The sequence below is a fragment of the Arthrobacter sp. cf158 genome, from assembly GCF_900106835.1.
In the GTDB taxonomy this organism is placed as follows: Bacteria; Actinomycetota; Actinomycetes; order Actinomycetales; family Micrococcaceae; genus Arthrobacter.
The window spans coordinates 1-24,946 of sequence record NZ_FNNR01000017.1 but is presented as its reverse complement, the minus strand read 5'-3'; the positions used below and the strand labels follow the sequence as shown (position 1 = coordinate 24,946).

Here is a 24,946-nt window from a genome sequence, read left to right as displayed (position 1 = left end):
ATCAGCGGGCCTGTACGGCTTCAGGTTTAGCCTGCTCCGGCTGGAGTTCCTCGGGCAGCGGCAGGAATTCTTCACCGACGCTCTGCAAGACTTCGGGGCCAAAGAGCACGCCAGCGTTCTCCTGCAGCGCCTCGTAGCTCCAGCCGCCCTCGCGGTACTCGGTGCTCGCAGCCTCCGGGTGTGTCCAAACCTGCAACCGGTCACCACCGGCGCCGATCGCTTGGCCGGTAATTTCAGCAGCCGCATCAGAGGCGAGAAACGCAATCAGCCCGGCGACGTCGTCGGCCGTTCCAAAGCCGAGGTCGTGGCGGAAGAACGACGGCATGGACTCGCCACGTTCATCAGCCTCTACTGCCTTCTGGAAGTACGGGACGGTTTTGGTCATAGCCGTGGCGGCCACCGGAATCACCGAATTGACGGTCACACCGGCCTTCTTCATTTCCAGTGCCCAGGTGCGGACCATACCGACGATTCCGGCCTTGGCCGCCGCGTAATTGGTCTGGCCGAAGTTGCCGCGCTGGCCCGTCGGCGATCCGATGGTGATGATGCGCCCGGGAACGCCGTTTTCCTTGAAGTAAGCGAAGGCCTCGCGGACGCAGGTGAACGTGCCCCGGAGGTGCACGTTGATGACCAGGTCAAAGTCCTCGTCGGTCATCTTCAGCAAGCTCTTGTCCCGCAGGATGCCGGCGTTCGTGACCAGGATGTCCAGCCGGCCGAAAACCTCAACAGCACCGGCAACCAGCGCCTTCGCAGCGTCAGTGGTGCCCACCGGAACCACCACAGCGGTGGCCCGGCCGCCGTCGGCCTCGATCTGCGCAACAGCGTCCGCAGCGGTCTGGGCGTTCACGTCGTTAATAACGACGGCGGCACCCTGGCGGGCCAGCTCCCTCGCGTAAGCGAGTCCAAGACCCTGGCCACTCCCGGTGACGATTGCAACCTTGCCGTTCAAGCTCATGGCGTGCTCCTTCGCATGCAGTAACCGGGCTGAGCCGGTGAGGCCGATCCCACTGCATCGTGAGATCCTTGTCATGATCAATGAGAATACGGATCATTGAAAAAGTCAACGATTGTTTTTCATTACTATTGGAGTTGTCATGGGCCCGCAAAGCACCGAAGTGGAAATCCCGCGCCTGGCCGCGGCCAAAATCGGCAACGATGTGGGCTTGCTGCTGGCCAAGCTGCACGCCACGGGCTCCCTTTTGAACAACAAGGCGCTGGCAGACTATGGACTCCGGGAACGGTCCTTTTCCGTGCTGACGCTCGCCTGCAGCGGACTGGAGCCCACGCAGCGCGAGCTGGCTGATTTCCTCAGCCTGGACCCCAGCCAAGTGGTCAGCCTGGTGGATGACCTCGAACACCGCGGCCTGGTCAAGAGAGCCCAAGGCAAGCAGGACCGGCGCGCCAAGATCATCGTTTCCACCGCCGAAGGGCGCCGGATCCACACCAAAGCGCGGGCCGGGCTGGAAGTCTGCGAGCAGACCCAATTGGCGGCCCTGAGCGAGGATGAAAACCTGCAGCTGAGGGCGCTGCTCAAGAAGGCGCTGTGGGGTTAGATCACCGTCAAACAAACAGCAAAGAGCCGGGCAAGGGAAGTCCCCTGCCCGGCTCTTCGCGTCAAACGCCCGGAGAACAGTAGCGCCGCTTAGGAAACCAGCTGCACCGCAAATTCGTGACGGCCCGAACCCGCCTCAAGCGGCTCCTGCCCGGGCAGCTCAATCCGTGCCGTGGTTCCTGTGGGAATTTCGACGACGACACTAAGGTTGCCGTCGTCGATCTTCCACAGCACCGAAGCGGTTCCGTACGGCGTCTCGTGGCGGGCCGATGCCCAGGTGAGGCTGCCTCCTGGCTGCGGCTTGACGAGGATCCTGCGGTATCCGGGCTCCAGCGGAGCGAGGCCGGCAACCACACGGTGCATCCAGTCAGCCACAGCCCCCAGTGCGTAGTGGTTGAAGGAGGTCATCTCCCCGGGGTTGATGGAGCCATCCGGCAGCATGGAATCCCAGCGCTCCCAGATGGTGGTTCCGCCCTGGCCTACGGCGTATAGCCATGACGGGCACTCCTTTTCCAGCAGGAGGTCGTAGGCGGCCTCGATCTCGCCGGCGATCGTGAGGGCATCTGAGACCACCGGCGTGCCGGCGAACCCGGTGCCAATACGGTTGCCGTTGGCCCGCACCAGCTCGGCCAGCCGGGAACCCGCGCGTGCTTTGGAGCCGGCATCCGGGAAGAGGTCGAACACAATCGCCAGCGCGTAAGCCGTCTGGGCATCGCTGGTCATGGTGCCGTCAGGTTGGATGTACTCGCGGGCGAAGGCGTCCGCAATTGCGCGGGACAACGTGAGGTAGTGCAACTCATCATCGGACTTGCCGAGCACAGCTGCCGACTTGGCGAGATGCCGTGCGGACCAGGCGAAGTACGCCGTTGCCACAAGATGTTTATCAGTCATGGCCTTGGTGGGGTCTTCCGGCGGGGCCGTCGGATCGAGCCAGTCGCCCAGTTGGAAGCTCCCGTTCCAGAGGTGGTCCCCGCCGGCCAGACGGTCCACCAAGTCCACCCACCCCTTGGCACTTTCGTACTGGGTTGAAAGGATTCCGGGGTCGTTGAACCTCTCGTGAAGTGTCCAGGGGGTCAACACCGCCACGTCTCCCCACACGGCGCCTGGACGGATGGGGGTCCAGTAGTTGCCGCCCGGAATGACCGGTACGTACCAAGGCACGGTACCGTCCGGCAGCTGCTCCGCCGCCACGTCCTTGAGCCACGAGGACAGCATTCCTGAGCAGTCGTAGAGGAAGCCGGCAGTCGGGGCGAACACCTGAATGTCTCCGGTCCACCCGAGGCGCTCATCGCGCTGGGGGCAGTCCGTGGGAATGTCCACAAAGTTGCCCTTCATGCTCCACAGCACATTATCGTGGAGCCGGTTCAGGTCCGGATTGGAGGACTCGAACCAGCCCGTGCGTTCCATGTCTGTGTGGTACACCCGCGCCACAACATTCTCTGCGATGTCCCCGCCGGCCCAGCCCGTGATCTCGGCGTAGCGGAAACCGTGGATAGTGAACCGCGGCTCCCATGTCTCCTCACCGCTCCCCGCCAGGGTGTAGTGGTCCGTGGAATCCGCGCCACGCAGCGGGCGCGTATACAGCTCCCCGTCCTGCAGGACCTCGGCGTGACGGAGCGTGACAGTGGAACCAGCATCACCGTGGACAGAAATCCGAAGGCGGCCCACCAGGTTCTGGCCGAAATCGATCAGCGTTTTGCCCAAGGGGGACGTCCACACACTCACCGGGCGGAGCTCATCGGTGCAGCGGACGGGCGGACCTTCCGGTGCCACCAGCGTCTTGGGATCGCGTTCGACGCCGGACACCGCCTCCCAGCGTGAGTCGTCGAAGCCGGGGCTGCTCCAGCCGGGCGGGAGTTCCCGGGCGTCGTAGCTTTCGCCCTTGTACAGGCTGGAGACGAGGATGGGCCCGAAGGATGCTTTCCAGGTCCCGTCCGTACCCACCACGGTGACCGAGCCGTCGTCGTGCGTGATGTGAAGCTGCGCCAGCAGCGCGATCTTCTCACCGTAGAGGTTTGCGTAGCCGCCCTTGAAACCGATCCGGCCGCGGTACCAACCGTCCGCGAGCAGCGCGCCGATGGCGTTCCCGCCGTCGGACAGGTGCCCTGTGACGTCGTAGGTGTAGTAGCGCAGACGCTCGCCGTAGACCGTCCAACCGGGCGAAAGAGCATCCTCCCCCACGCGGACGCCATTGATCTCTACCTCGTACAAGCCGTGCGCCGTGACGTACAGGCGCGCAGATGAAACGGGCCTGTCCACGGTGAAACTGCGCCGCAGCAACGGTGGCCGCCGGTCGGCGTCGGGGTCTTCGTTCCACGCCGGGGTGATGGCGGTGGCCGTCCAGTCGCCCGGCTTCAACAAACCGCTTTCGACGGCGGATGGCTGGCTCCACGCGCTGGGTGCCTGGTCCTCGGCACCCCAGACGCGGACGCTGACCTCTGCACGCTGGGCCGACGTCAGTGGTGTGGCTTCCCACGGAACCAGGACGGACTCTGCGGACTCGATCCGTTCACCCGTCCACTGTCCATCAGCGGTGGTCACTGAAACCTGGTATGCCGCCTGGACCCAGCCGGGTTGGGCACTGGTTTTCCAGGAAATGCGCGGCGTGGCCAGGCCAATGCCGAGGGTGCCGGTTCCAGGCGTAGGGGGCAGGTGTTCAAAGGTCGCCGGATGCACTGTGACGGGCATAGGGAAAGTCTCCTTGGTGGTGTGGGGTTCAGCCCTTGACGGCGCCGGCAGTCATGCCCGCGACGATCTGGCGGTTGAAGAACAGGTACATGATGAAGGGCGGCACGGTGATGAGCAGGATGTTCATGAAGAGCAGGTTGTAGTTGGTGGTGAACTGGCTCTGGAAGTTGAACAAAGTGAGCTGGACGGTGGCGTTCGCGTCTCCCGGGAGGAAGTACAAGGGGTTCTGGAAATCATTGAAGATATGAACCGACTGGACCACGATCACGGTGATGATGACGGAGCGCAGGAGGGGGAAGATGACCCGGAAGAACAACCTCACCGGACCGCAGCCATCAATCACCGCGGCTTCGTCCAGTTCTTTGGGGATGGAGGCGATGAACGCCCGGAACAGCATGACGCAGAAGGACAGGCCGAAGGCCACCTCAATGAGGATCAGGCCCGGCAGGGTCTTGAAGAGTCCCATGCTTTGCAGCACCCAGATGGTAGGAACAATGGCGGGCGGGATGATCAGGCCGGAGAGGATCAGGAAGTTGGCCACGCCGTTCCACCGGGACTTGCGGCGCTGAAGGACCCAGGCCACCATAGCCGCCAGGATCACCAAAATTGTCACGCTGGCCACCGTCAGGATGGTGCTGTTGATGAAGGCAGTGACCAACATGAACTTCCGGGCTGAGAGGACTGCGGTGAAGTTCTCCACGAACTGGAAGTTGGTGGGCCACGCGAAATCCAGCTTTGCTGCTTCCTTCCGGTCCTTCACGGCTGTGAGGACCATGAAGAGCAGCGGAATGATGAAGACGACGACGCTGACGGCGATGGCCAGGACACCGAGTCCGTAGCGCTTGAGGGCGGTGCTCACTGTTCAACCTCCTTGCGGTTCAGGAACATGGACAGGGGCAGGATGATGGCCGTGACGATCACGAACAGGACCACGTTCCCCGCCGTGGAGAGGCCGTAGAAGCCTGCTTGATATTGCTTGTAGATAACCGAAGCGATGACGTCCGACGTGAATCCGGGCCCGCCTTTGGTCATGGCCCAGATCAGGTCGAAGGAACGCAGCCCGCCGATGAGGGACAGGATGATGACCGTGGCCGTTGCTGGCCGGGCCAATGGCAGGGTGATGTTGAAGAAGCTCTTGAAGGAGCTGGCGCCGTCCATTTTGGCCGCTTCAAAGTACTCCTGCGGGATGGACACTATGCCCGCAATGTAGATCACTGTGGCCAGGCCGACCCCTTTCCACACGTCCACCAAGGCGACTGAAATCAGCGCCCACGCTGGGTCGGTCAGCCACGCGGGGCCTTGGATGCCGATCGCGGCGAGCCCCTCGTTGATCATGCCGTTGCGGGGGTCCATCAAGGCCGTGAAGACGATGCCAACGCCGATGCTGCTCAGCAACACGGGGAAGAACATCACTGACCTCAGGTACCCGCGGGCAATGATCTGGGACGTCAGCAGGACTGCCAGAAGCATCCCCAGGACCACCTTGAGGACGGAGGTCACCAGGCCGTAGATGAACGTATTGGTAAGGCCCTTGATCAGGGCCGGTTCCTGGAATAACTGAACGAAGTTGTCCAGTCCGATGAAGGTGAACTCGCTCAGGTTCCAGCGTGTCAGGCTGAAGAAGAAGGAGACGACGGTGGGGACGAGGAACAGCGCGGTGTAAATGACCGCTGCGGGAAGATAGAACCAGTAGGGGTAAGGCGACTTGCCCTTGCGGCGCTTGGGGTGAGCAGCCTGCGGTACTGGTCGGACCGCCGTCGGCGTTGGTGCGGTGTTGAGTGTCATGTGAATCTCTCCAAGGGCCGTCCGGGCCCGGAAGGCCCGGACGGCTTGTAGGTTTCGGAGGTTAGTTCCAGCCGGGCAGGTTGAGTTGCTTGGCCTGCTTCTTGACGTCCTCGTCGTAGAGGGCGGCGCCGTCCTTGGCCGAACGGATGCCCGAACCGACCTCGACGGTGATCTGCTCAAGGGCCGGGCCCTTGACCGGGGACAGGAATTCCAACGCGGGGCTGTTCTTAGCCTGGTCTTCGAAGTACGGGAGCATGTCCTTCACTGCGTCCGGGACATCGGAGGGTAGCTCGCAATCCTTCACGAGGTATGGTCCAGCCGCGCCAACCGCTGCCGTCTGCGCGTCGCAGCCGGCCTTGCTGGCGATGAAGGCTTGAAGTTTCTTGGCTTCTTCCATGTTCTTGGACGACTTGGGAATGTACGTCCCGCCCGGCATCCACACGGTCAACTTGTTCTTGGACGCGTCATCGCCGGGAAGCGGGAACAACCCAAGATCGTTAAGCTTGTCAGGGTAGGTCACCTTGATGTTGTTCAGGGCGAAGCTCAAAATCGGGTACTGCGCGCCTTCACCGTTGACCAGCATGTCCTGTGCCTGCTGGTACGTGGTGGACGCGAAGTCCTCATTGAACAGGCCGGCCTTCCCTGCCTCTTCGAGGTGTTCAAATCCCTTGACCGCGGCAGCATTCGTGGCGTATTTGGCTTTATTGGCCGTGTAGTCGGCCGGGAAGCTGGGGTCCGCGGTGACCACGTTGGCGAAGTCGCCCAGGACAAAGAGCTGCGACGTCCAGGTGGTTTGGTAGGACTGGATGATCGGAGCGATACCCGCGTCCTTGATCTTGCGGCTGTTGTCCATGAACTCGTCCCAGGTCTTGGGGACGGACAGGCCCAGCTTTTCATAGACCTTCTTGTTGTACAGGACTGCCCCGGCCATGCCGGTGCTGAAGGGAACGCCATACACTTCGCTGCCGGAGGTCACCACGGGCTTGAACGAGTCCGTGACGTTGGAGAGGTATGTCTCGTTAGTGATGGGCTGCAGGTTCTCTTCGGGATTGATCTGCTGCAGCAGCGAGCCGGTGTTGTAGTTGAAGACATCGGCCATGTCACCGGTGGACAGCCGGGTCTTCACGATATTGTCACCATCGCCGCCCTGGGGGCGGGTCTCCACCTCCACCTTGATGCCCGGATTCGCTGCTGTGAATTCCTCGGCAACCTTCTCGGCAGCCGCCACCGTGTTCTCGGCATTGTCCACCAGCCACGTGATCGTCTTCGCGTCTCCGCCACTGTTGCTGTTGCCCCCGCTGCAACCGGTAAGAGCCAGCGCCAAGACTGTCACTCCCCCGGCCAGGGCGGCCCAGCGCTGCTTGCTCTTTGCGGCCATCTTTACCTCCTCGTAAAGCCACGGACTCCATAGTTCGTGGAACGTTTCAAAAGGACTCTTGGACCACTCGGTCAGCCCCGCTGTGTCTTTGTGTAGATCGGTCTACGTTTTTCTACTGTAAGTCATGTCACACTCCTTGCCAAGAGTTTTTCGTAGATCAATCTACAATTACGAATGAAGGCAGTGCCGAGAGGAAAAAGCCATGACGGAGCAGCTGAAACGCGCCACCATCAGCGATGTAGCTGAACACGCCGGCGTGTCCCGCGCCGCGGTGTCCAAGGTTTTGCGCAACGCCTACGGGGTCAGCCCAGCCATGCGGAGCAAAGTGGAAGAGTCCATGACCCTCCTGAACTATCGCCCGCTGGCCTTGGCCCGGGGCATGCGAGGCAACAGCTACACGTTGGGCGTATTCCTCGTGGACCTCTCCAACACCTTCTTCTCGGTTCTGGCCGAAGGCATCCGCGATGTCGCCGAGGAGCTCGGTTATCAGGTGCTCATTGGGCAAGCACGGCAAGGCCTCGACGCACAAAAGAAACTCATCGAGGCCATGGTTGACCGGCGCATGGACGGGTTGGTCCTGATCGCACCGTTCGGGCCCAATGAAGAACTCGAAAAGCTTGGCCGAACCATCCCCGTAGTTGTCCTGGGCCGCCACGGACCGGCGCAGTACTTCGACACTGTAGCCAGTGACGACATCGCAGGCAGCGCACTCATCGTGGACCACTTGGTGTCCCTTGGTCATGAGCGGATTTCGATGCTGGCCAACACTCAGCCGGCCAGCGAGCCCGGGATGCCCCAGACGGTGCGCCGGCATGGCTATGACCTTGCGATGGAAAAGCATGGACTGTCCCAGTGGATCGATCATGTACCAGGACGATGGGGGACGGAGAGCGGCTTGGAAGCCGGGCGGTCCCTCGCAGCCAGGACTCCCGCCCAGCGCCCTACCGCCCTGCATGGCGGTGCTGATGTGGCCGCACTGGGCGCGTACACCACGCTGTTCGAAGCTGGGATCCACATCCCGGACGACATGTCGATTGTGGGCTACGACAATATTCCCGCAGCTGGACTCCCACCCATCGGCCTCACCACCGTGGATCAATCCGGCGTTCAGATGGGTCGGCAAGCCGCGGAACTACTCCTTTCGCGGATCGAGGGACGGACGGCATCGGAGCATCTCCTGGTGCCGCCGCGCCTCATCGTTCGAAAGACGTCAGCCCCGCCGCGCAGATAAACCGCATGGACACCTGCACAGCCCTCTCCGAAGACGGTATGCAAATGTCCATTTCGCTTGCCCTGACGTTATGTCAGGATCGGGAATCATGAACCTCCCGCTCTTTCACGATCCCCTGCAGGGCGCCGTCACTGTCGACGCGCCCGTGCGTGATCCCCAAATCCACCGGCAGCCCCGCACCTCCAACCGGCCGGCCCGGCAGGCAACACATGGATCCAAGCCTGCACGCACCTCCCGCCAGCGCGAGGTAGCCAAGGTTGCCGAAGACCTCCAGGCTTTGATGGCGCGGACCAGCGGGCGGCACTAGGAAAGTCGCTGGACAGGACCGGGTCTTCCTGCGGCCAAGCGTCTGACCCACTCATGTCGCGATTTAACACGGTTGAGCTGAATGCGGGTTTCTACACGTGGCCTCGCGACACTTCCTTCGCGAGTTGGAGGGAGCGGCTCCCGGCCGGTTTGGTGGACAGGATTGTGCGCTGCTGGCGCGAGTTCGGCGACAAAAGGGCTGTCCTACTGGTCCAGTTACCACCTGACCTTTACGGCGGCTCGTACTCTGCGCAACGCTGACACTCTGCGGTGGCTGCTTGGGGTCGGTTGACTCTCTACGCCAGGCGACCCCGGACGATCTCGCTGACAGTCTTACCGTCAAAGCGCCCTGCAACCTTGGCGGTGACCGGCTTCATGACGGCTCCGATGGAACGCATGGAAAGCTCCTGGCCATCAGCCTTCAGTGCCTCGATGGCGTCCTCAACAATTGCCTCCACTTCTTCCCGGGTGAGCGCCTTCGGCAGGTAGGCCTCGATGATTTCAGCCTCGGCGACTTCGGCGGCTGCACGTTCTGCTTCGCCGGCCTCGGTGTAAATGCGGGCTGTGTCCCGACGCTTTGCGGCTTCTTTCTGAAGCAGCGAGGTGACCTGTGCGTCGTCGAGCTCCACCGGCGTCTTGCCCGACTTCTCACGGGTGGTGATCTCGCCCAACACGTTCCGCACTGTGGTCAAGGCGACCTTGTTGCCAGCCTTCATATGGTCAACGACATCCGCTTTAAGGCGTTCTTTGAGTGTCATGATGCTCCTTGTTCGGGGTTCTCTTGCTATCTTCCCAGAATGAGTGCATGGGGGATGTTTCGCGGAGTCAAGCCGCGCGTGGCCAGGCTGTTCCTGTGGCGGGCCCTCGCCGTACTAGTGCTCGTTGCCGCCGTAGTCGGTTCCTTCATTCTGGTGGCGTCCCAGATTCAGGTGGCCGCCAGCAGTGTCCACGTTCAGGGAGTTGTTACCGGCCAGGAAGGCTTCACACAGCGTGGTGAACACTGTGTGTTGGGATTGAGCTTCGAATTCCAAGGACGGATATACAACGAAACGTTCGATACTCATTCAACGTGCGTGGCGGTTCCGGGACCTGGCTCCTCCGTAACTCTGAGCGTCTACCCGGACGACCCACATCAGCACCTACGGGTTGTAGGTCATGACGGCAGTAGTTGGACTCCTTGGCCGTCGGCGGTGGCAGGCGTCTTGCTGATCGTCGCAGCATGTATTCACCTGCACTGGGCCTCTTCGGCCTATAAGCAAAGTCGACTGGCGGTTTCTGCCAGCCAGGGATCTCACTAGACGCGACGCTCCGAGCAACCCTTCCGGCGGGGCTCACGGGCCGGGAGGCGCCTGCTCGCGTGGTTCCTTCTCGACAGGCCCGCTGACCACCACCTGCGCAGGGCTGTGAAGGATGTATCCGTTAAGCCACGAGAACAGCGCACGGATTTTTTGTTGAAGTCCCGACAACAGTGCCAGATGAACCAACAGCCACGAAAGGAAAGCGAAAACTCCCTGCAGCTGAATGCGTTTGCGGCCAAGCTCAGCCACAGCAGCACCACGTCCCACCATCGCCATGTAGCCCTTGTCCACGTAACGGAACGGAGTGCGGGTCCCGCCCTTGAGATCCGCAATGATGTTTGAGGCTGCCCACTTCCCTGCCTGCTGGGCCACCGACCCAAGCTGCGGCAATTTTGCACCCGTGGAATCGGTGATGTTGGCGCAATCGCCAAGAACATACACGCCCTCAACGCCCGGGGCAGTCAGGTCCGTGTCAACGTCAATGCGACCCCCTCTCCCCTGGGCCAAACCCGAGCCTGCAACAAGGTCCCCTGCTTTCAAGCCACCGGCCCACACAACAATCTGCCCGGGCACGGAGCTTCCGTCAGCCAGGGTCACGCCGTCTTTCCGTACCTCGGTAACGCCCTGGCCCATGTGAAGCTGAACGCCCACCTTCTTCAGGTGTTCCGTTGCATAGCTCTGTGATTTGGAAGAGAACATGTTCAAAACACTGGGAACCATGTCCACCAAGTGCACACGGCAGCGTGCTGCGAGCGCCGGCGAAAAGTACTTGCGCACCACGTATTTGATGTTCTCCGCCATCGCTCCCGCGGTCTCAACGCCTGTAGGTCCCCCTCCCACCACCACAACATCCACAAATCCGTCCGGGCTGTTATCTGCCTGGTCGAGTAACCGGGTGAGACCACTCCCAAGCCTGGTGGCATCGGTGACCGAGTACAGCGGGAAAGCCAATTCTTCCGCGCCGGGGGTATTGAAGAAGTTCGGGACCGCACCGACTGCGATGACCAGGATTTCCGCTTGCAGTCTCTGGCCGCTTTCCGTAGTGATGGAGCGCTGTGCTGCATCCACGGATTCCACTTTCGCGGTCAGCACCTTGACGGTCTTTAACCGTCGGAACACGGATCGGAGTGGCCGGGCAATCGCCGAGACCCCAATCTGGGACGTAGCCACCTGATAAAGAAGCGGCTGGAACTGGTGATAGTTGTTTGCGTCTATCAGCAGGACGCGAACGCCCTTGCGGCCAAGTTCCTTGGCTGCTGCAACACCCGCAAAACCGGCACCCACAATGACCACCTGGTATGAGTCCTCCATGCGAGCAACTTACTTCACCGAAGGTCCGGGCGACAGAGGTTCCCGGCCGCCGTCGTGCGTTTCTCCACCCACCGAAGGTGAAGAACGACGGCGACGCGTCCGCCCGCTGTAGCGTCGCCGTCGTTCCTTCCGTCCTTCGCGGACAGCGCCTAGATGGGGTTCCCGAACTCGCGGATGGTGATTCCGGTGAAGTTGGCCGGTCCGCCATCGGAGTAGAACGAAATACCGGTGTCGCCCTCGGAGAAGTGCACTTGCTGCGACACCACCGTGTGGCCGGAGTTCACAAAAACCTCTACGCTCTGGGTGTCCACGAAGATGCGCAGATGCACCGACCGCGCGTTGGCATCGATGGGCGCGGCAGCGCGGGTGTAGGGCGCCAGGGCGAAGCCACTTTGGTCTGATGGCGCACGATCGACGTACAGTTCGCCACCGTACTTACCCACGTTCGTGTGGCGCGATCCATCAGCGGAGCGGCCTACGGAGACGCCCACGTTTGTGGCGGCGTCCCATGAGATATGGAGCTCCAGCTCGTAGGCGCGGCCGTTCCACGGCAGGACCGTGCTGCCATTGACCGTGCGGTCAGGGAGGGTGGTGGTGGCCGTTGCGTACCCCGCGAGCGCGGCCACCGGGGAACTGAGCAAGGTGTACCAGCCGCCGGATTGGCGCTCCAGCCTGAGCTCACGCGTGATGGAGTTCTGCCCGTTGTAGCCATCCGACGCGTCGGTTGGAACGTCCCGCGCGGCGTACTTCCAGTTGTTCATCCATGCAGTGGCAAGGCGTTTCGTCTCCGGCGCTTCCAGTGACGGCCAGGTCACGGCGGCGTACCAGTCCCAACCCCAATCGAGCCATTGCGGCGTGAGGTTGTCGGCGATGAAGGAGGTGCCGTTCCACGTCCCCGTCCAGTACGCATAGGTCATGGGCAGGCCGATGCTGTAGGCGTCCATGCTCGCCGCGAACACCCAATGGCGGGTGCCGTCACCGGCGGTCATCTCGAACAGATCGGGGCACTCAATCCCGCCGAGCGCGTGGTTTGGATAGTCGAAGTTGGAGGTCCATTGCCAATCCCGCAGGTTCGGGGAGGTGTAAAAGGCCGCGTAACGTGCCCGGCCAATGACACACACCCACTCACCGCGGACCGCATCCCAGTGAATCTTGGGGTCACGGAACCACTCTGCATTGTCGATCTCGGCGGGTGTGCTGGCGGTCCGCCCGTCGGTGTTGACAATGACCGGATCCGGAAGCGCGGTGAAGGTAAAGCCACCATCCGTGGACCAGTAGAGATACTGCTCCTGATACTTCCGAATCCCGTCAGTGGGCTGTGTTGCGAGTGCGATGACTGCCCCGGCTCCGAAGCCCGCCGTGTTGGCTGTATCAATGACCGCCGATCCGGACCACACCGGGAAGTCAGGTTGCAGGGGCATCACCACACCGTGATGGGTGTACGACACGCCGTCGCTGGTGGTCGCGTGATCCCACCCACCAGGGCCATTGTTCTGTCCCGAGTGAAGGTAGTACAGCTGATACGCGCCGTTGGTATGGACTGGTCTTTGGGGATCGCACAGCCAGCCTGAGGGTGGAGTCATGTGGTAGACGGCCCGGAGGGATGTCAGGGCGTGTGCCGCAACGGGCTGTAGGCCGCCGAGAGACAGGGCAAGAGCCCCTGCGCCTGCACCTTGCAGGACAGTGCGTCGTGAAATGTGGTGGGACATGAAGGGGTTTCCTCTCAAGTCCCGCGGGCGCAGTTGACCGCGGAACGTCATGTGGTGGGCGCAGCGGCAGGGCTGGGGACGTCGACGTACCCAGCAGCCGGCTGGCCAATGTGAGGTGGAGAAGCCGGTGATGAATGCCGCGCCCTCAGAGGGCCGGTGGCTCATCGGCTACGCAGGACGTTAGTGGCCTCCGCCCTGTTGGTCAAGCGTTTTAGCGATGAAAAATTTCCTACAGATTAATTTTGCTAAAACGCTTGATCAACTCGATGTTCCGCGCTAGCTTTTCAGTGATCAAACGCTTTAGCAGAATGGACATCAGCGCAGATGAAACGCTCAGTCTTCTTCCAACCCACCGATGGCTGGGTTGGAGATCTTATCCCCTTCGAAAAGGACGGCGAGTTCTGGCTCTTCTACCTCCACGAAGACCGTTCGGACCCGAAACCGGGCACGTCGTGGAACCTCGTCACCACCAAGGACCTCACGCAATTCCAGGATCATGGTGTCGCCCTCGCCCACGGCACCGAGGACCAACTGGACTTCAACGCCTACACGGGTAGCGTCGTCGTCGATGAAGCGGGCGTCCACCACCTGTTCTACACAGGCCAAAACCCCCGCAACCTGGGAGCCGACGGCGCCCCACTCCAATTGGTCATGCACGCCACCAGCACGGACGGCATGCAGAGCTGGACCAAGCACCCCGAGCTCACCTTCGGAGCTCCCGATGGCTACGAATCCGGGGATTGGCGGGATCCCTTCGTGTTCCGCGACCAAGCCCAAGGCCGGTGGCGGATGCTGCTCGCGGCACGGCATTCGGAAGGACCGGAGCGGCGCCGTGGCGTCATCGCCCAGTGCGTTTCCACGGACCTGATGACCTGGGAGCACACCGAACCTTTCTGGGATCCGCGCCGCTACATCACGCATGAATGCCCGGACGTCTTCCAGTGGGGCGACTGGTGGTACATGGTGTACTCCGAGTTCTCGGAATCATTCACCACGAGGTATCGGATGGCCAAGAGCCCCGACGGTCCGTGGACGGTACCAAATCTGGACAGCATCGACGGCCGCGCGTTCTACGCCTCCAAGTCAGCAGAGCGCGACGGGCGCCGCTTCTTCTTCGGCTGGATCGCCAGCAAGGAAGGCAACAGGGACCAGGCACCGTGGCAGTGGGCCGGCACCATGTCTGTTCTGGAGGCCCGTCAGAATGCGGACGGCACCCTGGGATTCTCCCTCGCCGAGGAATTGGTGGACAGCTTCTGGGACGACGTCCCTGCAACGTTTCCGGTAGCGCTGCCCGCACAGTTGGACGTTCCTGACAGCTACACCGCGATCCTGTCGGCAGAGGAGGTGCCCGGCCAGTTCTACGCCAAGGCGGTGCTGGAAATCGCCCCCGGCACCACCGAATGCGGGCTGCTCCTGCGCTCCAGTGCCGACGGCGACCATTCTTACGTTCTGCGGTTGGAGCCCAAGCGCGGACGGCTCGTTTTTGACCGATGGCCCCGCACCATCACGGGCGATGCACAGTGGCACGTTTCCGGCGACGTCCCCTTCGACATTGAGCTGGAGCGCCCCTGCCACCTCGCCCCTGGCGAGCACACGCTTGAGGTAATCGTCGACGGCGACACGTGCGTCGCCGTCGTCGACCGTCAGGTTGCGCTCAGCGCCAGGATTTACGACCTGACAGCGGGGCGGATCGGCGTCTTCGCCGGCGAAGGATCCGTCAAGGTCACCGAACTTGAAATACGCCAGCGCACCGACAACTGAAAACGCCACCCCCAACCCAACCTCTGTTCCAATCAAGGGAGATTGCCGCAATGAAAAAACTACTTCGCGCTGCCACCGTCGCAGCCGTCGCTGCGTTGGCTTTGACAGCCTGCGGCGGCGGAGGAGGCGCCAGCGACCCCGCCAACGTCAGCCCCACTGGAGAGATCAAGCCCCGGGAAATTTCCTGGTTGCTCTCCAGGCCGGCCGACGGAGCCGTCATCAACATCATGAAGAAACTCGCCGATGACTACGCCAAGGAGCACCCCGGCTTTGCGCTGAACCTCATCACCACCCCGGACCGCCCCTCCTATATTCAGAAGCTCGAGACTTTGGCTGCAGCAAACAAGCTCCCGGAGTTGTTCGACACCGACGCCACCCCGTTCGCTCAACAACTGGCGAAGCAGGGCAAGATGATGGACGCAGACAAGCTGCTGAAATCTTTGGGCCTCTACGACGATTACCGGCCCGGAGCCCTGGACTACCAACGTTTCGACGACGGCTCCCTGTACATGATTCCGTTCCAGTTCGAACTCGAATTCATCTGGTACAACAAGGCACTGTTGGAGAAGGCCGGCGTATCCGTGCCGAAGTCACTTGATGACATCCCCGCCATGTGCACGGCTCTGAGGACTGCCGGGATCACGCCCATCGCCATTGATGGTCAGGATCAGTGGCCCTTGGAACGCTACGTCGCCTATCAGCCCTTCCGTGCGGCGGGCCCGGACTTCGTTCAGAAGCTGAAGAAGGGTGAAGCATCATTCACGGATGAGGCGGGGCAGAAGACCGTCAAGTGGATGGCAGAACTGGGCAACTCCAAGTGCTTCCAAGAAGGCTTCTCCGCCCAGGGGTACTCGGATGCGCAGAACCTCTTCACGTCCGGAGAAGCCGCGATGTACAACATCGGTACCTGGGAACTTCCCAGCCTCGCCACCGACAAATTGAATGCTGCCACCCGCGACGACATTGATTTCTTCACCCTCCCCACCACCAATGGTTCGGTAACTGCAGCCAACGAGTACGTCTCGCCGTCCGGCATTGGCATGGCAGTGAACTCCAAGACCTACGATCCCCTGGTGAGCGACTTCCTGAGGTTCGCCTTGGAGAAGTACCCGGCTGAATATGCCGCCACCGGCGCCTTGTCCCCCACCACCAACGTGCAGACCACCATCCCGGCGAACGCCACCCCGCTGTACAGCAAGGCCCTTGAAGCAGCCAACGGCCTTGGGGACAAGCAGGCCATGCCGTGGGATACCCAGCTGGACCCCACCACCAACGGCAGGCTGCAACAGGAACTCGTCCTCCTCGTCCAGGGAAACATCACCCCGGAACAGTTCACCAAGACGATGGACGACGCCATCAAGCAGAACGCCCCCAAGTTCTTCAAGTAAACGTAGCAGCGGGGGGCCGCGAGGCCCCCCGCCCGAAAGGCCCTGCCATGCTTCCCAACAGGTCAAGGACGTCCGTCCTGGTCTTCCTGCTCCCACCGCTGCTGCTCTACTGCGCAGCCGTCCTCTTCCCCATCCTCCAGTCGTTGTTCCTGAGCTTCTTCTCCTGGAACGGCATCAGCGACATGGAGTTCGTGGGGCTCGCCAACTACGTCCGGATGCTCACAGCCGATGACATTTTTTGGCGCTCATTCTTCAATGCCCTGATCTACCTGGCCATCTGCCTGGTCCTGCAACTTGGCGGCGCACTGGTGGTCGCAAGCCTGTTGACCTCCCTGCGCCGCGGCCGGGAACTCATCAAAACCCTCTACCTGCTTCCCGCCGTCATCTCCACGGTAGCCATCGCGTTCCTCTTTGTGCGCATCTACTCGATCGACCCCGTGGGCTTGCTCAACCAGTTGCTGCACTGGGTGGGACTCGGTTCCTTCGAGCGCGCATGGCTCTCCGATGTGAACACTGTGCTTGCGGCCGTCTCCGCCCCCGAAGGCTGGCGGTTCACCGGGCTCTACATGCTCATCATCTACGCTGCCCTGATCGCCGTTCCCAAAGAACTTGAAGAAGCCGCAGTCCTGGACGGCGCCTCCAAGTGGACGCTCTTCACCAAGATCCGTTTCCCCTATATCCGTCCCGTCTGGATCACCACCACCATCATGGCCACCACCTATGGCCTGCGCGGGTTCGATATTCCCTACCTCATGACCAACGGCGGCCCGGGACAATCCTCCGAGCTGCTCACCACCTATATGTACAAGACAGCCTTCACCAGTACGGACTTTGGGTACGCCAGCACCATCTCCGTCTTCATCGTGATCGAGTGCCTCGTCGCCGTCGGCCTCATCCTGTTCATGCTCAAGCGGAAGGCAGACTCATGATTGCCCAAACAGCCCCGGTCCACGCCACCCCCACCACCAGGCCTCCCGCGCCCGTACCCAAGAGGCGGCGGCGCAAGCCCAGCCTGTACCGGACGTTATCCCGGGTCCTGATCATGCTGATCGTGATTGTTCAGGTGTACCCGCTCGCGTGGCTGTTCCTCACCAGCCTACGTACCGAACAGGACTTCGCTACAGGCGACCCGTTTGCCCTGCCCAGCTCGCTGACCTGGGAGAACTACGCCCGGGCATTCGAAACCGGCGACCTCGGCCGGAATATCCTCAACAGTTTCATCGTCACCATGGGCGCCAACGTTCTCATCGTTCTGTTGGGGATGATGGCCGCGTACGCCATTCAGGTGCTGGGCTTCCGCTTCAGCAAGTTCGTTCGTGGCCTGTTCCTGGTGGGGATCATCGTTCCTGTCCAAATCGCGCTGGTGCCGTTGTTCATCGATTACTCAACGGTGAATCTGCTGGACACTTACCAGTCGATGATCATCCCCTTGGCCGGGTTCGCCCTGCCCATGTCCATTTACCTCTTCTCGTCATTCTTCGAGTACATCCCCAGGGAAACCTACGAGGCCGCTTCCCTTGACGGTGCCGGTCCCTACCGGATCTTCGGACTGATTACGCTGCCGTTGTCTTTGAACACCGTGGTCACCGTAATTCTGGTCAATAGCATCTTCATCTGGAATGACTTCATTTTCGCCAACACCTTTGTCCTCTCCGAAGAACTGAAAACAATCCCGTTGGGTCTGCAAAACTACATCGGCGCCATGGGCAAGGTGGACTGGACGGCAACATTTGCCGCTGTGTGCGTCACCATCACGCCGTTGCTGTTGGTATTCCTTGTACTGAACAAGGCCATGATTCAAGGCCTGGAAAGCGGGGCGAACAAGGGATGACGGCCAAAGCAGACGGATATACTCCTGAAGGAGGACAGATGATTTCGCAGGAGAAAAACTCAGGCAACGCGGCCGCGCCCGCCGTTCCTGTCTCAATCGACCGCGCTCATCCGGTCACCCTCCGCGAAGTCGCCGAAGCAGCCGGTGTATCCACCGCCACGGTTTCCCTGGTCATCAACAAGAAGAAGAACGCCCGTATTGCCGACGACACCCGTCAACGCGTACAGGATGCGATCCGGCAGCTGGGCTATCGTCCCAACGCCATGGCCAAAAATCTGGTCAGCGGAACCTCAAAATTCATCGGGCTGGTGGCGGACGGAGTTGCCACCACCCCTTTCGCAGGCCAGATAATTCACGGTGCTCAGGACGAAGCGTGGAAACACGGCTACGCCTTGCTGATCGCCAATACAGAGGGCAACCTCGACCTTGAAAAAGATGCCATCGCCATGATGCTGGAGTACAAGGTCCGCGGCATCCTCTACTCCACGTGGTTCCACCGGCCCACCGATGTTCCTGAAACGTTGCGCGAGTCGGACTTTGTCCTGGTCAACTGCTTCTCACCGGACTCGCTCACCTCCCGCGCCGTGGTGCCCGACGAAGCACAGGGCGGGCAGTCCGCAACCGAAATCCTGCTCCGCAGTGGCCATCGCCGCATCGCGTTCATCAACACCACCACCCCGGCTCCGGCCAAGGACGGACGACTCAAGGGTTACAGGGAAGCACTGGAGGCTGCCGGAATTCCGTTCGACCCCTCGCTGGTTTTGGAAGCCTACCCGGACCAGGAAGGTGGCTACGGAGCCACCGACGAACTCCTCCAATGCAACGTTTCCGCCGTATATTGCTACAACGACCGCATGGCCATGGGCCTCTATGACGGGCTGCGGGAGAACGGGCTCTCCATCCCGGACGACATCGCCGTAGTGGGTTTCGACAACCAGGAAGTCATCGCAGCCCACCTCCGCCCGCCGCTCTCCACCGTGTCATTGCCCCACTACGAACTCGGCGCCGCCGGTGTCCGCATGCTGCTGGGCCTGGAAGAAGCTCCGGCCGGCGCTCCTGTAAAAATCGCGTGCCCTGCTGTTGAACGCGCCTCCGTGGCTGTGCACTCAGCCGCGTAGCCCACCCACACCACATTCTTTGCCAACGCCCAGCTGCCCTGTGACCTGTGCCCTGTGCCCTGTGCCCGGACAGCTCCACGAAAGGCCTTCCCATGTCCTCTGTCCATGATCGGACTCCCTCCCACCCCAGCGTCGTTGTCATCGGAGAAGCCCTCGTTGACGTGGTCAGTTCTGCCGGCGTCACCGTGGAACATCCCGGCGGCTCCCCCGCGAACGTTGCGTACGGGCTCGGCCGGCTCGGGGTGAACACCGCGCTGCTGACCTCCATCGGCGACGACGATCGGGCAGAGGTCATCGAGAAGCATCTGCTCAGCGTCAATGTCAGCCTCCTGCCGGGTTCGAGAGTTCCCGGCCGGACGGCCACGGCAACTGCCGTTCTGGCAGCTGACGGTTCCGCCAGATACGAGTTCGACGTCGACTGGAACCTCCCGCCGGTAGCTCCCCTGGTGCTTCCCAGAGTCCTTCACACCGGCTCCATAGCAACGTTCCTGGCACCTGGGGCTACGGCGGTAAGGAACCTTCTTGAACAGTCGCATGAACGTTGTGTTGTCACCTACGACCCCAACATCCGCCCAGCCCTGCTGGGAAGCCACTCCGAGGCGAGGGCCATTTTTGAGGATTTGGTTCCCCTCACAGACGTAGTAAAACTCAGCGACGAAGACGCAGGATGGCTTTATCCCAGGCTTTCTCCCGACCAGGCGGCCCGGCACATCCTTGAGCTGGGTTCCACCTTGGTGGCCGTCACCCAGGGGGCAGAAGGGTCTCTTCTAGCGACGTCCGACACCCTCATCACCGTTCCTGCGGTGACATCCACAGTGGCCGATACCATTGGCGCCGGGGACTCCTATATGGCGGCCCTCATATATGGGATTCTTGGCCGCGGAACAGAGGGATTTGCTCCACCGGTCCTGGAGTCGCTTGGTTGTTTGGCGGCGACGGCGGCGGCCATCACGGTGCGCCGCCCTGGAGCAAACCCTCCAACGTCCCAGGAACTCCATGCAGAGCTTCCGGAGCACGTCACCGTACCCGGATAGGGGCGTTGCCAGGGCAGCTGGCCAGTGAGGCCAGCTAGTGGAGCTGGCCCGGCTGAGTCAGGGTCAACGGGGCAGGAGCTTGCTTGAGCCTGAGAACCCGCACAGTTTCAATGGTGAGACCGACGTAGATGAGCAGGCCAAAAAGGTTCGGCATTTTGCCAAAGGTCATCAACAAGTCAATAACGTTGATCACGGCGAACCCAAGCCCCAGGATGGACAGCACCAACGCCACCACCACTGGAACTTTGGACTGGCTGCGCCGGGTCACGACGTTCCAGATTCCGCCAGCCAGGAGGGCCAAAATAAAGAGAATGCGCAGGGCGTCAGCTATCACGGCGTCGTTGAGATCGCTCGCGCTGAGGGTCCCGCTCATAGGGCCGTATTGCCAGTAGGACCACGCCATTCCGACAGCGGCCAGCGCCCCGATCACCAAGAGCCCGACGCCAATGCTGGTCCGCCCCTTACGTGACCTTTTGCCGTCGTCGACCGTTGGTTCTGCAGTGGGCAAGTCGCTTGGAGACGGAATCGGAATACTCATGTGCGGTCCTCTTGAGAGTGCAGGGAGTACCCGGTGCGCCCCCATCGAGAACAATGTACTAGGAAAGCAGGAATGAAGAGCGCAGTACGTCGTCGGTGTCTTAACGTGCGACGTTGCCATCCCCTGAAGGTAGATGGGTGCCGCTCAGTTGATGATTTCGCCTCGCTCATCCGCAAGCAGTGCTGACAAGCGTTCCCTCCAGGCTTTCAACGCTTCGGGCGCAAGGCGTGTCCAGTCGGTGACTTCGCCGATGACCCTCAGAGGGGCAGTGCTGCGGTATGACCGTGTGGGGTTGCCGGGGAACTTCTTGTCGGTGACGTTGGGGTCGTTCTCAAACTCCCCTGTCGGTTCAACGGCATAGACGCGCGGTTCGCCGTCACCGGCCGCGAGCTCGGCAGCGAGCCCGGCACCGTCCGGAAGAGCCGTGAAGTAGATGTGGTTCATCACCACCTCGGGACGATAGTTCGATCTGAAACCCGCCTTCAGCAGGTCTCCTTCAATCAGGTTGGCTTTAGTACCGTGAAAAAACGGACCCTGGTCCAGCGGTTGACTCACAGCCAAAGCCTAACTCGACAGTAGACAGCTCGCATCGACAGAAGGGGCAGCCGTAACGGGCAAAGGGAACAAGCCGCAAGGGAATCTTGGCGTAACGGCACCGGATCTACGTTTCGCTCAGATATGGAGCTGACTTCTCAGCGGTTCAGGGACGCTGCATCGCCCTGATCACCCAACCTCAGCAAGTCATCGCCGGCGGCCATGAGATCTTCATCGTGGGTAGCCACGACAACAGTGGCGCCACGCCGGGCCTCTTCCTTGAGGAAACTAATCACCAGTTCACGATTCCGGCGATCCAACGAGGCGGTTGGCTCATCGGCAAGAACGATGTCAGCCGCACGGAACATAGCCCGCGCCAACCCAACGCGCTGCTTCTCACCCCCACTCAGCCGCGCGGTTTGTTCCTTGTCCCGTCCGGACAATAGAACGTGCCCGAGGACGTGGTCCAATCGTTCACGGTCGGACTGAGGTATTCCGAACAGACCCCGGCGCCCAACTGTCACGTTATAGCCAACACTCGCTTCTTCAATGAGCCCATAATCCTGGAATACAAAGGCCACATGGTTCCTCCAGAACCGGCGGCGTTTGGAATCGCTCCACTTTGTAGCTTCCTGGCCTCCCACAGTCACATGGCCGCTTTCCACCCGGGCTAAAAGCCCGAGTACGTTCAACAGCGTCGTCTTGCCGCTGCCGCTGCTGCCGGCCAGAACAAGCAGGCGGCCTGGTTTGGCTTCCACAGAAACCGAGTGTAAGACGGGCTTCCCATCAATAACCACCGAAACATTGTCAGCGCGCAACTGCATCAGTTCTATCCCCTTCGTGCGAGAGCCGTACGGAACGCAGTCGTGGCTGCCCAATGATGAATGCACCAAGTGATGGCGAAATAGAAGACCGGTGCAAATCCGGAGATCCAGATGCTTGATGGATCCAATGCCACAAACGCCAGGGCCATGACGACACCAAACAACGTCGCTGCGATCGACTCCCAAAGAAGGCGTGGCAGCAGAATGGCGTTCCACGATTTCCCCGCCGTGCGCTGGACGAACCAGCGGCGTCGACGTAGGAGCGCGAAGATCCAGGCGGTGACAGCAACGCACATCACGAGCGCCAAAACAGCCAAGGCTATCGCTGATGCTCCCAACTGGGCGTTCCGTTGCTTGGATTGTGCGTCGTACAGACCCAAGTCGGCTATTCGGTCTATCGAAAGAATTCCAGCCGCCATATCCCGCTCGTTCACCAGCTGAGCAACTCGATCAGGATCTGTGAACACCACATTTCCTCGGCTCACAGCCGACGCCAGGAAGAAGTTGTCGAACTGGGAAACGTCTTTCACGGCCAGAATAAGCGGATGCCGACTCTTATCGAGGGTCCCCGCCATGCTTCCCGACACCACAATGTCCACATCGCTGGTGTTTTCGTAGACGTGAACGTCTGGTCCCTGTCGGTTGGTCGTCCAAAGCCTCAGAGTTGGGACCAATTTGCTCTGGACGGATTCCGGCAAGTCGTCGATCGATTGAACAGCGGTGATTGGACCCCATGATGCACCACTAGTCCCATTGACAGTGTCGAGGTATCGAAGATCCGCAAGCACAACACCGTCATAGCCCATGGCCTTCAAATCCGCGTCGGCCGCCTCATCCACAAGATCGACCGTGGTGGAACTCAAGGACATCGAAAACATGGCCGCATCGTTGCCCACCATGTCCCTGGTCAGCCCTGCCAGCGCTGCTTCTTCGGCCTGCCCAAGCCGGTTCGCGATACGAAGGGCAACGCCGTCGCCCATGGAACCCCAAATGCCTCCTTGCGAACTGGCGGCTGATGCATTTGACACAATGCCCGAAACAGTCGGCAGTATCGCAGCCACGATCATCACTGCCGCTACCTTGAGCAACTCACTGATGGCCCATGAACCCCGCTCGGACGGTCGCCGAGCCGCGATATCCCTGACCGCAGGGAGAGTGAGCAGTCCCAGGAGCAAAGCCGCAAGGACGGTGAATATTGTCAGAACACCGATAAACAGCAACAAAGTGAAAATGAAGTACCCGAGTCGCCCAAAGCCCGCCGTCACCACCACCGCCACGGCAGCCGCATAGGTGCCCAATACTGGCACTGCCAACGCAGCAAACAAGGAGCGTAGGTCTGCGAATACTACGTGTGATAACCGCATGCCGGCCATGATTCGCAGCTCTCGGCCGCGGGCGCGAAGTACGTACCACGACAGTATCGTGCCTCCCAACAATAGAATGGCGGCGGACACCGGCACCCAGGCCCCGACAGTGAGCAGGGCATAAGACAAGAGCCCAACTGCTGTCTTCTTGGTAAGTACTGCGTCGGCTTTCAGTTCACTGCTCAGCCAATCCCGGAAGGACGCCGCCTGCATCTCGCTTCCGGAAAGACCATAAACGCCATTTAACGACGTGATACCGAGATCGCCGGACTTGCTCATGGAACCACTCATAGTGGGTGAGAACCAATCAATCTCAGCGTTCTTGATTTCTTCGCTTCCGAAGAAAAAGGCCACGCGTTTGTTGAGGAAATCATCAGGTGCACTCGCAACACGGACGATTCCCATTCCTGTGGCATCCGCGTAGGTGTCCAGCTTGTTGATTATTTGGCCTCTGGAAAGCGGGCTTCCGTCGAAACGAACAGAAGCAACGTAATCGGAATCCGGCAATCCATCAAGGTCCGCAGCAGCCGAATAGATTCCCACAACCAAGGCAATCAACGCAGTAATAGCGACGGCTGCACAACGGACCAAAACTTTCAACATCGGCTCACCCTCCGTCCGGCACTGCACCGCAGATACACGCAGTGCAGTGCCTGCCCTTCTTCTAGCAGCCGTTGATACCGTAGTACGCGCGGTTGTTCTGGAAGCTCGTGGTCGGCTGGGCGTTGTTTGACCAAGTTCCCGCAAGAGCGTTGGGTGATGAGGAATAACCCCAATCGTTCTGTGTCGACGAACTATGGCACAGGTTTTGCTGGAAATAGTCAGAATACAGGTGAACACCACCAGCGACGCCGTAATTCCACACTCCGCCCTCAGTCGTCCCCAACGCCTGGAGTCAGCATAAATGCAACGTATTCGAAGAATCCAGACATATCGTGCAGCAACTATTCATCTGACTGAATTTTCATATTTTGGGATCTTATTGAGCAAATCCGTATAAGTGGCGCAGGGTTTGATTTCGTGACGCTAACCAGCAAATATTTCTCAATATGTCCCCCACTGCTGGCGCTATCCACCAACCACTGCCGATTGGTTGGACTAACGAGACGCCCGGACAACCGCCCGGAATCACGCCTGGTTTTGCCTGTGCGGGAGTCTTGAGGTTTTCCTGAGGAACTGTTGCGGGTTTGCAGGATGGGTTCTTGATTCTGGCCCGGCACAGTAGTTCTCATCAGCCAGAGAGGCTGAAGAAACGGCCGGCCGGTCTCACGGTGGCCCACCGAAAGGACACTGATT

23 protein-coding genes and 1 pseudogene are annotated in these 24,946 nt (G+C 60.8%); 10 read left to right on the top strand and 14 right to left on the bottom strand.

Annotation, left to right across the window (positions count from 1 at the left end; all coding sequences use genetic code 11):
* Window position 1: 1 nt before the first annotated feature.
* On the bottom strand, window positions 2–955 hold the full coding sequence (locus BLW08_RS22795) for an SDR family NAD(P)-dependent oxidoreductase (protein WP_091328404.1): 954 nt from the start codon (window positions 953–955) through the stop codon (window positions 2–4).
* Window positions 956–1,094: 139 nt separating this feature from the next.
* Here BLW08_RS22795 and BLW08_RS22790 point away from each other — a divergent pair, with 139 nt between their 5' ends.
* Complete coding sequence (locus BLW08_RS22790) at window positions 1,095–1,553, top strand: MarR family winged helix-turn-helix transcriptional regulator (protein WP_090820590.1); 459 nt, start codon at window positions 1,095–1,097, stop codon at window positions 1,551–1,553.
* Window positions 1,554–1,642: 89 nt separating this feature from the next.
* Here BLW08_RS22790 and BLW08_RS22785 read toward each other — a convergent pair whose 3' ends face one another.
* The 4 genes from BLW08_RS22785 to BLW08_RS22770 all read right to left on the bottom strand — a co-directional run bounded on the left by BLW08_RS22785 (window position 1,643) and on the right by BLW08_RS22770 (window position 7,403).
* A complete protein-coding gene (locus tag BLW08_RS22785) occupies window positions 1,643–4,240 on the bottom strand; it encodes a glycoside hydrolase family 78 protein (RefSeq protein ID WP_091328401.1) in 2,598 nt (865 codons plus the stop codon).
* 28 nt (window positions 4,241–4,268) lie between these two features.
* Entirely contained in the window at window positions 4,269–5,099 is an 831-nt protein-coding gene (locus BLW08_RS22780; RefSeq protein WP_090820594.1) for a carbohydrate ABC transporter permease, read from the bottom strand.
* Window positions 5,096–6,025 carry a carbohydrate ABC transporter permease gene (locus tag BLW08_RS22775; RefSeq protein ID WP_091328399.1) on the bottom strand — a complete coding sequence of 310 codons (930 nt, stop codon included), beginning with the start codon at window positions 6,023–6,025 and terminating at the stop codon, window positions 5,096–5,098. Before BLW08_RS22775 ends, BLW08_RS22780 begins: the two co-directional genes overlap by 4 nt.
* A gap of 61 nt (window positions 6,026–6,086) precedes the next feature.
* The gene (locus BLW08_RS22770) at window positions 6,087–7,403 is read right to left on the bottom strand and encodes an ABC transporter substrate-binding protein (protein WP_090820598.1); all 1,317 of its coding nucleotides are present in this window, start codon (window positions 7,401–7,403) and stop codon (window positions 6,087–6,089) included.
* A 202-nt stretch (window positions 7,404–7,605) separates the two neighbouring features.
* Between BLW08_RS22770 and BLW08_RS22765 the strand changes: the two genes are divergently transcribed.
* The 3 genes and pseudogenes from BLW08_RS22765 to BLW08_RS22755 form a co-directional block, all read left to right on the top strand.
* Window positions 7,606–8,634, top strand: a complete 1,029-nt coding sequence (locus BLW08_RS22765) for a LacI family DNA-binding transcriptional regulator (RefSeq protein ID WP_091328396.1) — start codon at window positions 7,606–7,608, stop codon at window positions 8,632–8,634.
* Window positions 8,635–8,722: 88 nt separating this feature from the next.
* Window positions 8,723–8,941 (top strand): hypothetical protein, encoded by a 219-nt coding sequence (locus BLW08_RS22760; protein ID WP_091328395.1) that lies wholly within the window; start codon window positions 8,723–8,725, stop codon window positions 8,939–8,941.
* Between the two features lie 18 nt (window positions 8,942–8,959).
* Window positions 8,960–9,168, top strand: a pseudogene (locus tag BLW08_RS22755) (DUF72 domain-containing protein); the annotation flags it as partial.
* A 68-nt stretch (window positions 9,169–9,236) separates the two neighbouring features.
* Here BLW08_RS22755 and BLW08_RS22750 read toward each other — a convergent pair.
* The 4 genes from BLW08_RS22750 to BLW08_RS22735 form a co-directional block, all read right to left on the bottom strand.
* Complete coding sequence (locus BLW08_RS22750; RefSeq protein WP_091328392.1) at window positions 9,237–9,698, bottom strand: GatB/YqeY domain-containing protein; 462 nt, start codon at window positions 9,696–9,698, stop codon at window positions 9,237–9,239.
* 114 nt (window positions 9,699–9,812) lie between these two features.
* On the bottom strand, window positions 9,813–10,004 hold the full coding sequence (locus tag BLW08_RS22745) for a hypothetical protein (RefSeq protein WP_090820606.1): 192 nt from the start codon (window positions 10,002–10,004) through the stop codon (window positions 9,813–9,815).
* Between the two features lie 267 nt (window positions 10,005–10,271).
* Entirely contained in the window at window positions 10,272–11,549 is a 1,278-nt protein-coding gene (locus BLW08_RS22740; protein WP_091328390.1) for an NAD(P)/FAD-dependent oxidoreductase, read from the bottom strand.
* 149 nt (window positions 11,550–11,698) lie between these two features.
* Window positions 11,699–13,258 (bottom strand): glycoside hydrolase family 32 protein, encoded by a 1,560-nt coding sequence (locus BLW08_RS22735; RefSeq protein ID WP_090820608.1) that lies wholly within the window; start codon window positions 13,256–13,258, stop codon window positions 11,699–11,701.
* Window positions 13,259–13,582: 324 nt separating this feature from the next.
* Between BLW08_RS22735 and BLW08_RS22730 the strand changes: the two genes are divergently transcribed.
* The 6 genes from BLW08_RS22730 (at window position 13,583) to BLW08_RS22705 (ending at window position 20,390) form a co-directional block, all read left to right on the top strand.
* The gene (locus BLW08_RS22730; protein WP_091328388.1) at window positions 13,583–15,019 is read left to right on the top strand and encodes a glycoside hydrolase family protein; all 1,437 of its coding nucleotides are present in this window, start codon (window positions 13,583–13,585) and stop codon (window positions 15,017–15,019) included.
* Window positions 15,020–15,069: 50 nt separating this feature from the next.
* Window positions 15,070–16,407, top strand: a complete 1,338-nt coding sequence (locus tag BLW08_RS22725; protein WP_091328386.1) for an ABC transporter substrate-binding protein — start codon at window positions 15,070–15,072, stop codon at window positions 16,405–16,407.
* A 47-nt stretch (window positions 16,408–16,454) separates the two neighbouring features.
* Window positions 16,455–17,336: a carbohydrate ABC transporter permease gene (locus tag BLW08_RS22720; protein ID WP_090820614.1), complete on the top strand. Its 882-nt coding sequence runs from the start codon at window positions 16,455–16,457 to the stop codon at window positions 17,334–17,336.
* Window positions 17,333–18,238 carry a carbohydrate ABC transporter permease gene (locus BLW08_RS22715; RefSeq protein ID WP_090820615.1) on the top strand — a complete coding sequence of 302 codons (906 nt, stop codon included), beginning with the start codon at window positions 17,333–17,335 and terminating at the stop codon, window positions 18,236–18,238. Before BLW08_RS22720 ends, BLW08_RS22715 begins: the two co-directional genes overlap by 4 nt.
* 38 nt (window positions 18,239–18,276) lie before the next feature.
* The gene (locus BLW08_RS22710; protein WP_175538820.1) at window positions 18,277–19,356 is read left to right on the top strand and encodes a LacI family DNA-binding transcriptional regulator; all 1,080 of its coding nucleotides are present in this window, start codon (window positions 18,277–18,279) and stop codon (window positions 19,354–19,356) included.
* Between the two features lie 92 nt (window positions 19,357–19,448).
* On the top strand, window positions 19,449–20,390 hold the full coding sequence (locus BLW08_RS22705) for a carbohydrate kinase family protein (protein ID WP_091328382.1): 942 nt from the start codon (window positions 19,449–19,451) through the stop codon (window positions 20,388–20,390).
* Between the two features lie 34 nt (window positions 20,391–20,424).
* On the opposite strand, the gene BLW08_RS22700 is transcribed toward BLW08_RS22705, so the two are convergent.
* From BLW08_RS22700 to BLW08_RS24390, 5 genes are all read right to left on the bottom strand, one after another.
* Window positions 20,425–20,928 (bottom strand): hypothetical protein, encoded by a 504-nt coding sequence (locus BLW08_RS22700; protein WP_091328381.1) that lies wholly within the window; start codon window positions 20,926–20,928, stop codon window positions 20,425–20,427.
* Window positions 20,929–21,072: 144 nt separating this feature from the next.
* Complete coding sequence (gene arr / locus BLW08_RS22695) at window positions 21,073–21,483, bottom strand: NAD(+)--rifampin ADP-ribosyltransferase (protein ID WP_091328378.1); 411 nt, start codon at window positions 21,481–21,483, stop codon at window positions 21,073–21,075.
* A gap of 137 nt (window positions 21,484–21,620) precedes the next feature.
* On the bottom strand, window positions 21,621–22,286 hold the full coding sequence (locus BLW08_RS22690; RefSeq protein ID WP_090820623.1) for an ABC transporter ATP-binding protein: 666 nt from the start codon (window positions 22,284–22,286) through the stop codon (window positions 21,621–21,623).
* 5 nt (window positions 22,287–22,291) lie between these two features.
* Window positions 22,292–24,253, bottom strand: coding sequence for a hypothetical protein (locus BLW08_RS22685; RefSeq protein WP_090820625.1), 1,962 nt, complete (start codon window positions 24,251–24,253; stop codon window positions 22,292–22,294).
* A gap of 61 nt (window positions 24,254–24,314) precedes the next feature.
* Entirely contained in the window at window positions 24,315–24,515 is a 201-nt protein-coding gene (locus tag BLW08_RS24390; protein ID WP_368086910.1) for a lactococcin 972 family bacteriocin, read from the bottom strand.
* Between the last annotated feature and the right edge of the window lie 431 nt (window positions 24,516–24,946).

What these genes read in the sequence shown, in the direction of transcription:
- BLW08_RS22740 (WP_091328390.1), bottom strand. Translation starts at nt 11,549, where the DNA reads ATGGAGGACTCATACCAGGTGGTCATTGTGGGTGCCGGTTTTGCGGGT.
- BLW08_RS22790 (WP_090820590.1), top strand. Translation starts at nt 1,095, where the DNA reads ATGGGCCCGCAAAGCACCGAAGTGGAAATCCCGCGCCTGGCCGCGGCC.
- BLW08_RS22710 (WP_175538820.1), top strand. Translation starts at nt 18,277, where the DNA reads ATGATTTCGCAGGAGAAAAACTCAGGCAACGCGGCCGCGCCCGCCGTT.
- BLW08_RS22735 (WP_090820608.1), bottom strand. Translation starts at nt 13,258, where the DNA reads ATGTCCCACCACATTTCACGACGCACTGTCCTGCAAGGTGCAGGCGCA.
- BLW08_RS22785 (WP_091328401.1), bottom strand. Translation starts at nt 4,240, where the DNA reads ATGCCCGTCACAGTGCATCCGGCGACCTTTGAACACCTGCCCCCTACG.
- BLW08_RS22745 (WP_090820606.1), bottom strand. Translation starts at nt 10,004, where the DNA reads ATGAGTATCGAACGTTTCGTTGTATATCCGTCCTTGGAATTCGAAGCT.
- BLW08_RS22705 (WP_091328382.1), top strand. Translation starts at nt 19,449, where the DNA reads ATGTCCTCTGTCCATGATCGGACTCCCTCCCACCCCAGCGTCGTTGTC.
- BLW08_RS22685 (WP_090820625.1), bottom strand. Translation starts at nt 24,253, where the DNA reads ATGTTGAAAGTTTTGGTCCGTTGTGCAGCCGTCGCTATTACTGCGTTG.
- BLW08_RS22775 (WP_091328399.1), bottom strand. Translation starts at nt 6,025, where the DNA reads ATGACACTCAACACCGCACCAACGCCGACGGCGGTCCGACCAGTACCG.
- BLW08_RS22730 (WP_091328388.1), top strand. Translation starts at nt 13,583, where the DNA reads ATGAAACGCTCAGTCTTCTTCCAACCCACCGATGGCTGGGTTGGAGAT.
- BLW08_RS22700 (WP_091328381.1), bottom strand. Translation starts at nt 20,928, where the DNA reads ATGAGTATTCCGATTCCGTCTCCAAGCGACTTGCCCACTGCAGAACCA.
- BLW08_RS22720 (WP_090820614.1), top strand. Translation starts at nt 16,455, where the DNA reads ATGCTTCCCAACAGGTCAAGGACGTCCGTCCTGGTCTTCCTGCTCCCA.
- BLW08_RS22770 (WP_090820598.1), bottom strand. Translation starts at nt 7,403, where the DNA reads ATGGCCGCAAAGAGCAAGCAGCGCTGGGCCGCCCTGGCCGGGGGAGTG.
- BLW08_RS22690 (WP_090820623.1), bottom strand. Translation starts at nt 22,286, where the DNA reads ATGCAGTTGCGCGCTGACAATGTTTCGGTGGTTATTGATGGGAAGCCC.
- BLW08_RS22750 (WP_091328392.1), bottom strand. Translation starts at nt 9,698, where the DNA reads ATGACACTCAAAGAACGCCTTAAAGCGGATGTCGTTGACCATATGAAG.
- BLW08_RS22715 (WP_090820615.1), top strand. Translation starts at nt 17,333, where the DNA reads ATGATTGCCCAAACAGCCCCGGTCCACGCCACCCCCACCACCAGGCCT.
- BLW08_RS22795 (WP_091328404.1), bottom strand. Translation starts at nt 955, where the DNA reads ATGAGCTTGAACGGCAAGGTTGCAATCGTCACCGGGAGTGGCCAGGGT.
- BLW08_RS22760 (WP_091328395.1), top strand. Translation starts at nt 8,723, where the DNA reads ATGAACCTCCCGCTCTTTCACGATCCCCTGCAGGGCGCCGTCACTGTC.
- BLW08_RS22725 (WP_091328386.1), top strand. Translation starts at nt 15,070, where the DNA reads ATGAAAAAACTACTTCGCGCTGCCACCGTCGCAGCCGTCGCTGCGTTG.
- BLW08_RS22765 (WP_091328396.1), top strand. Translation starts at nt 7,606, where the DNA reads ATGACGGAGCAGCTGAAACGCGCCACCATCAGCGATGTAGCTGAACAC.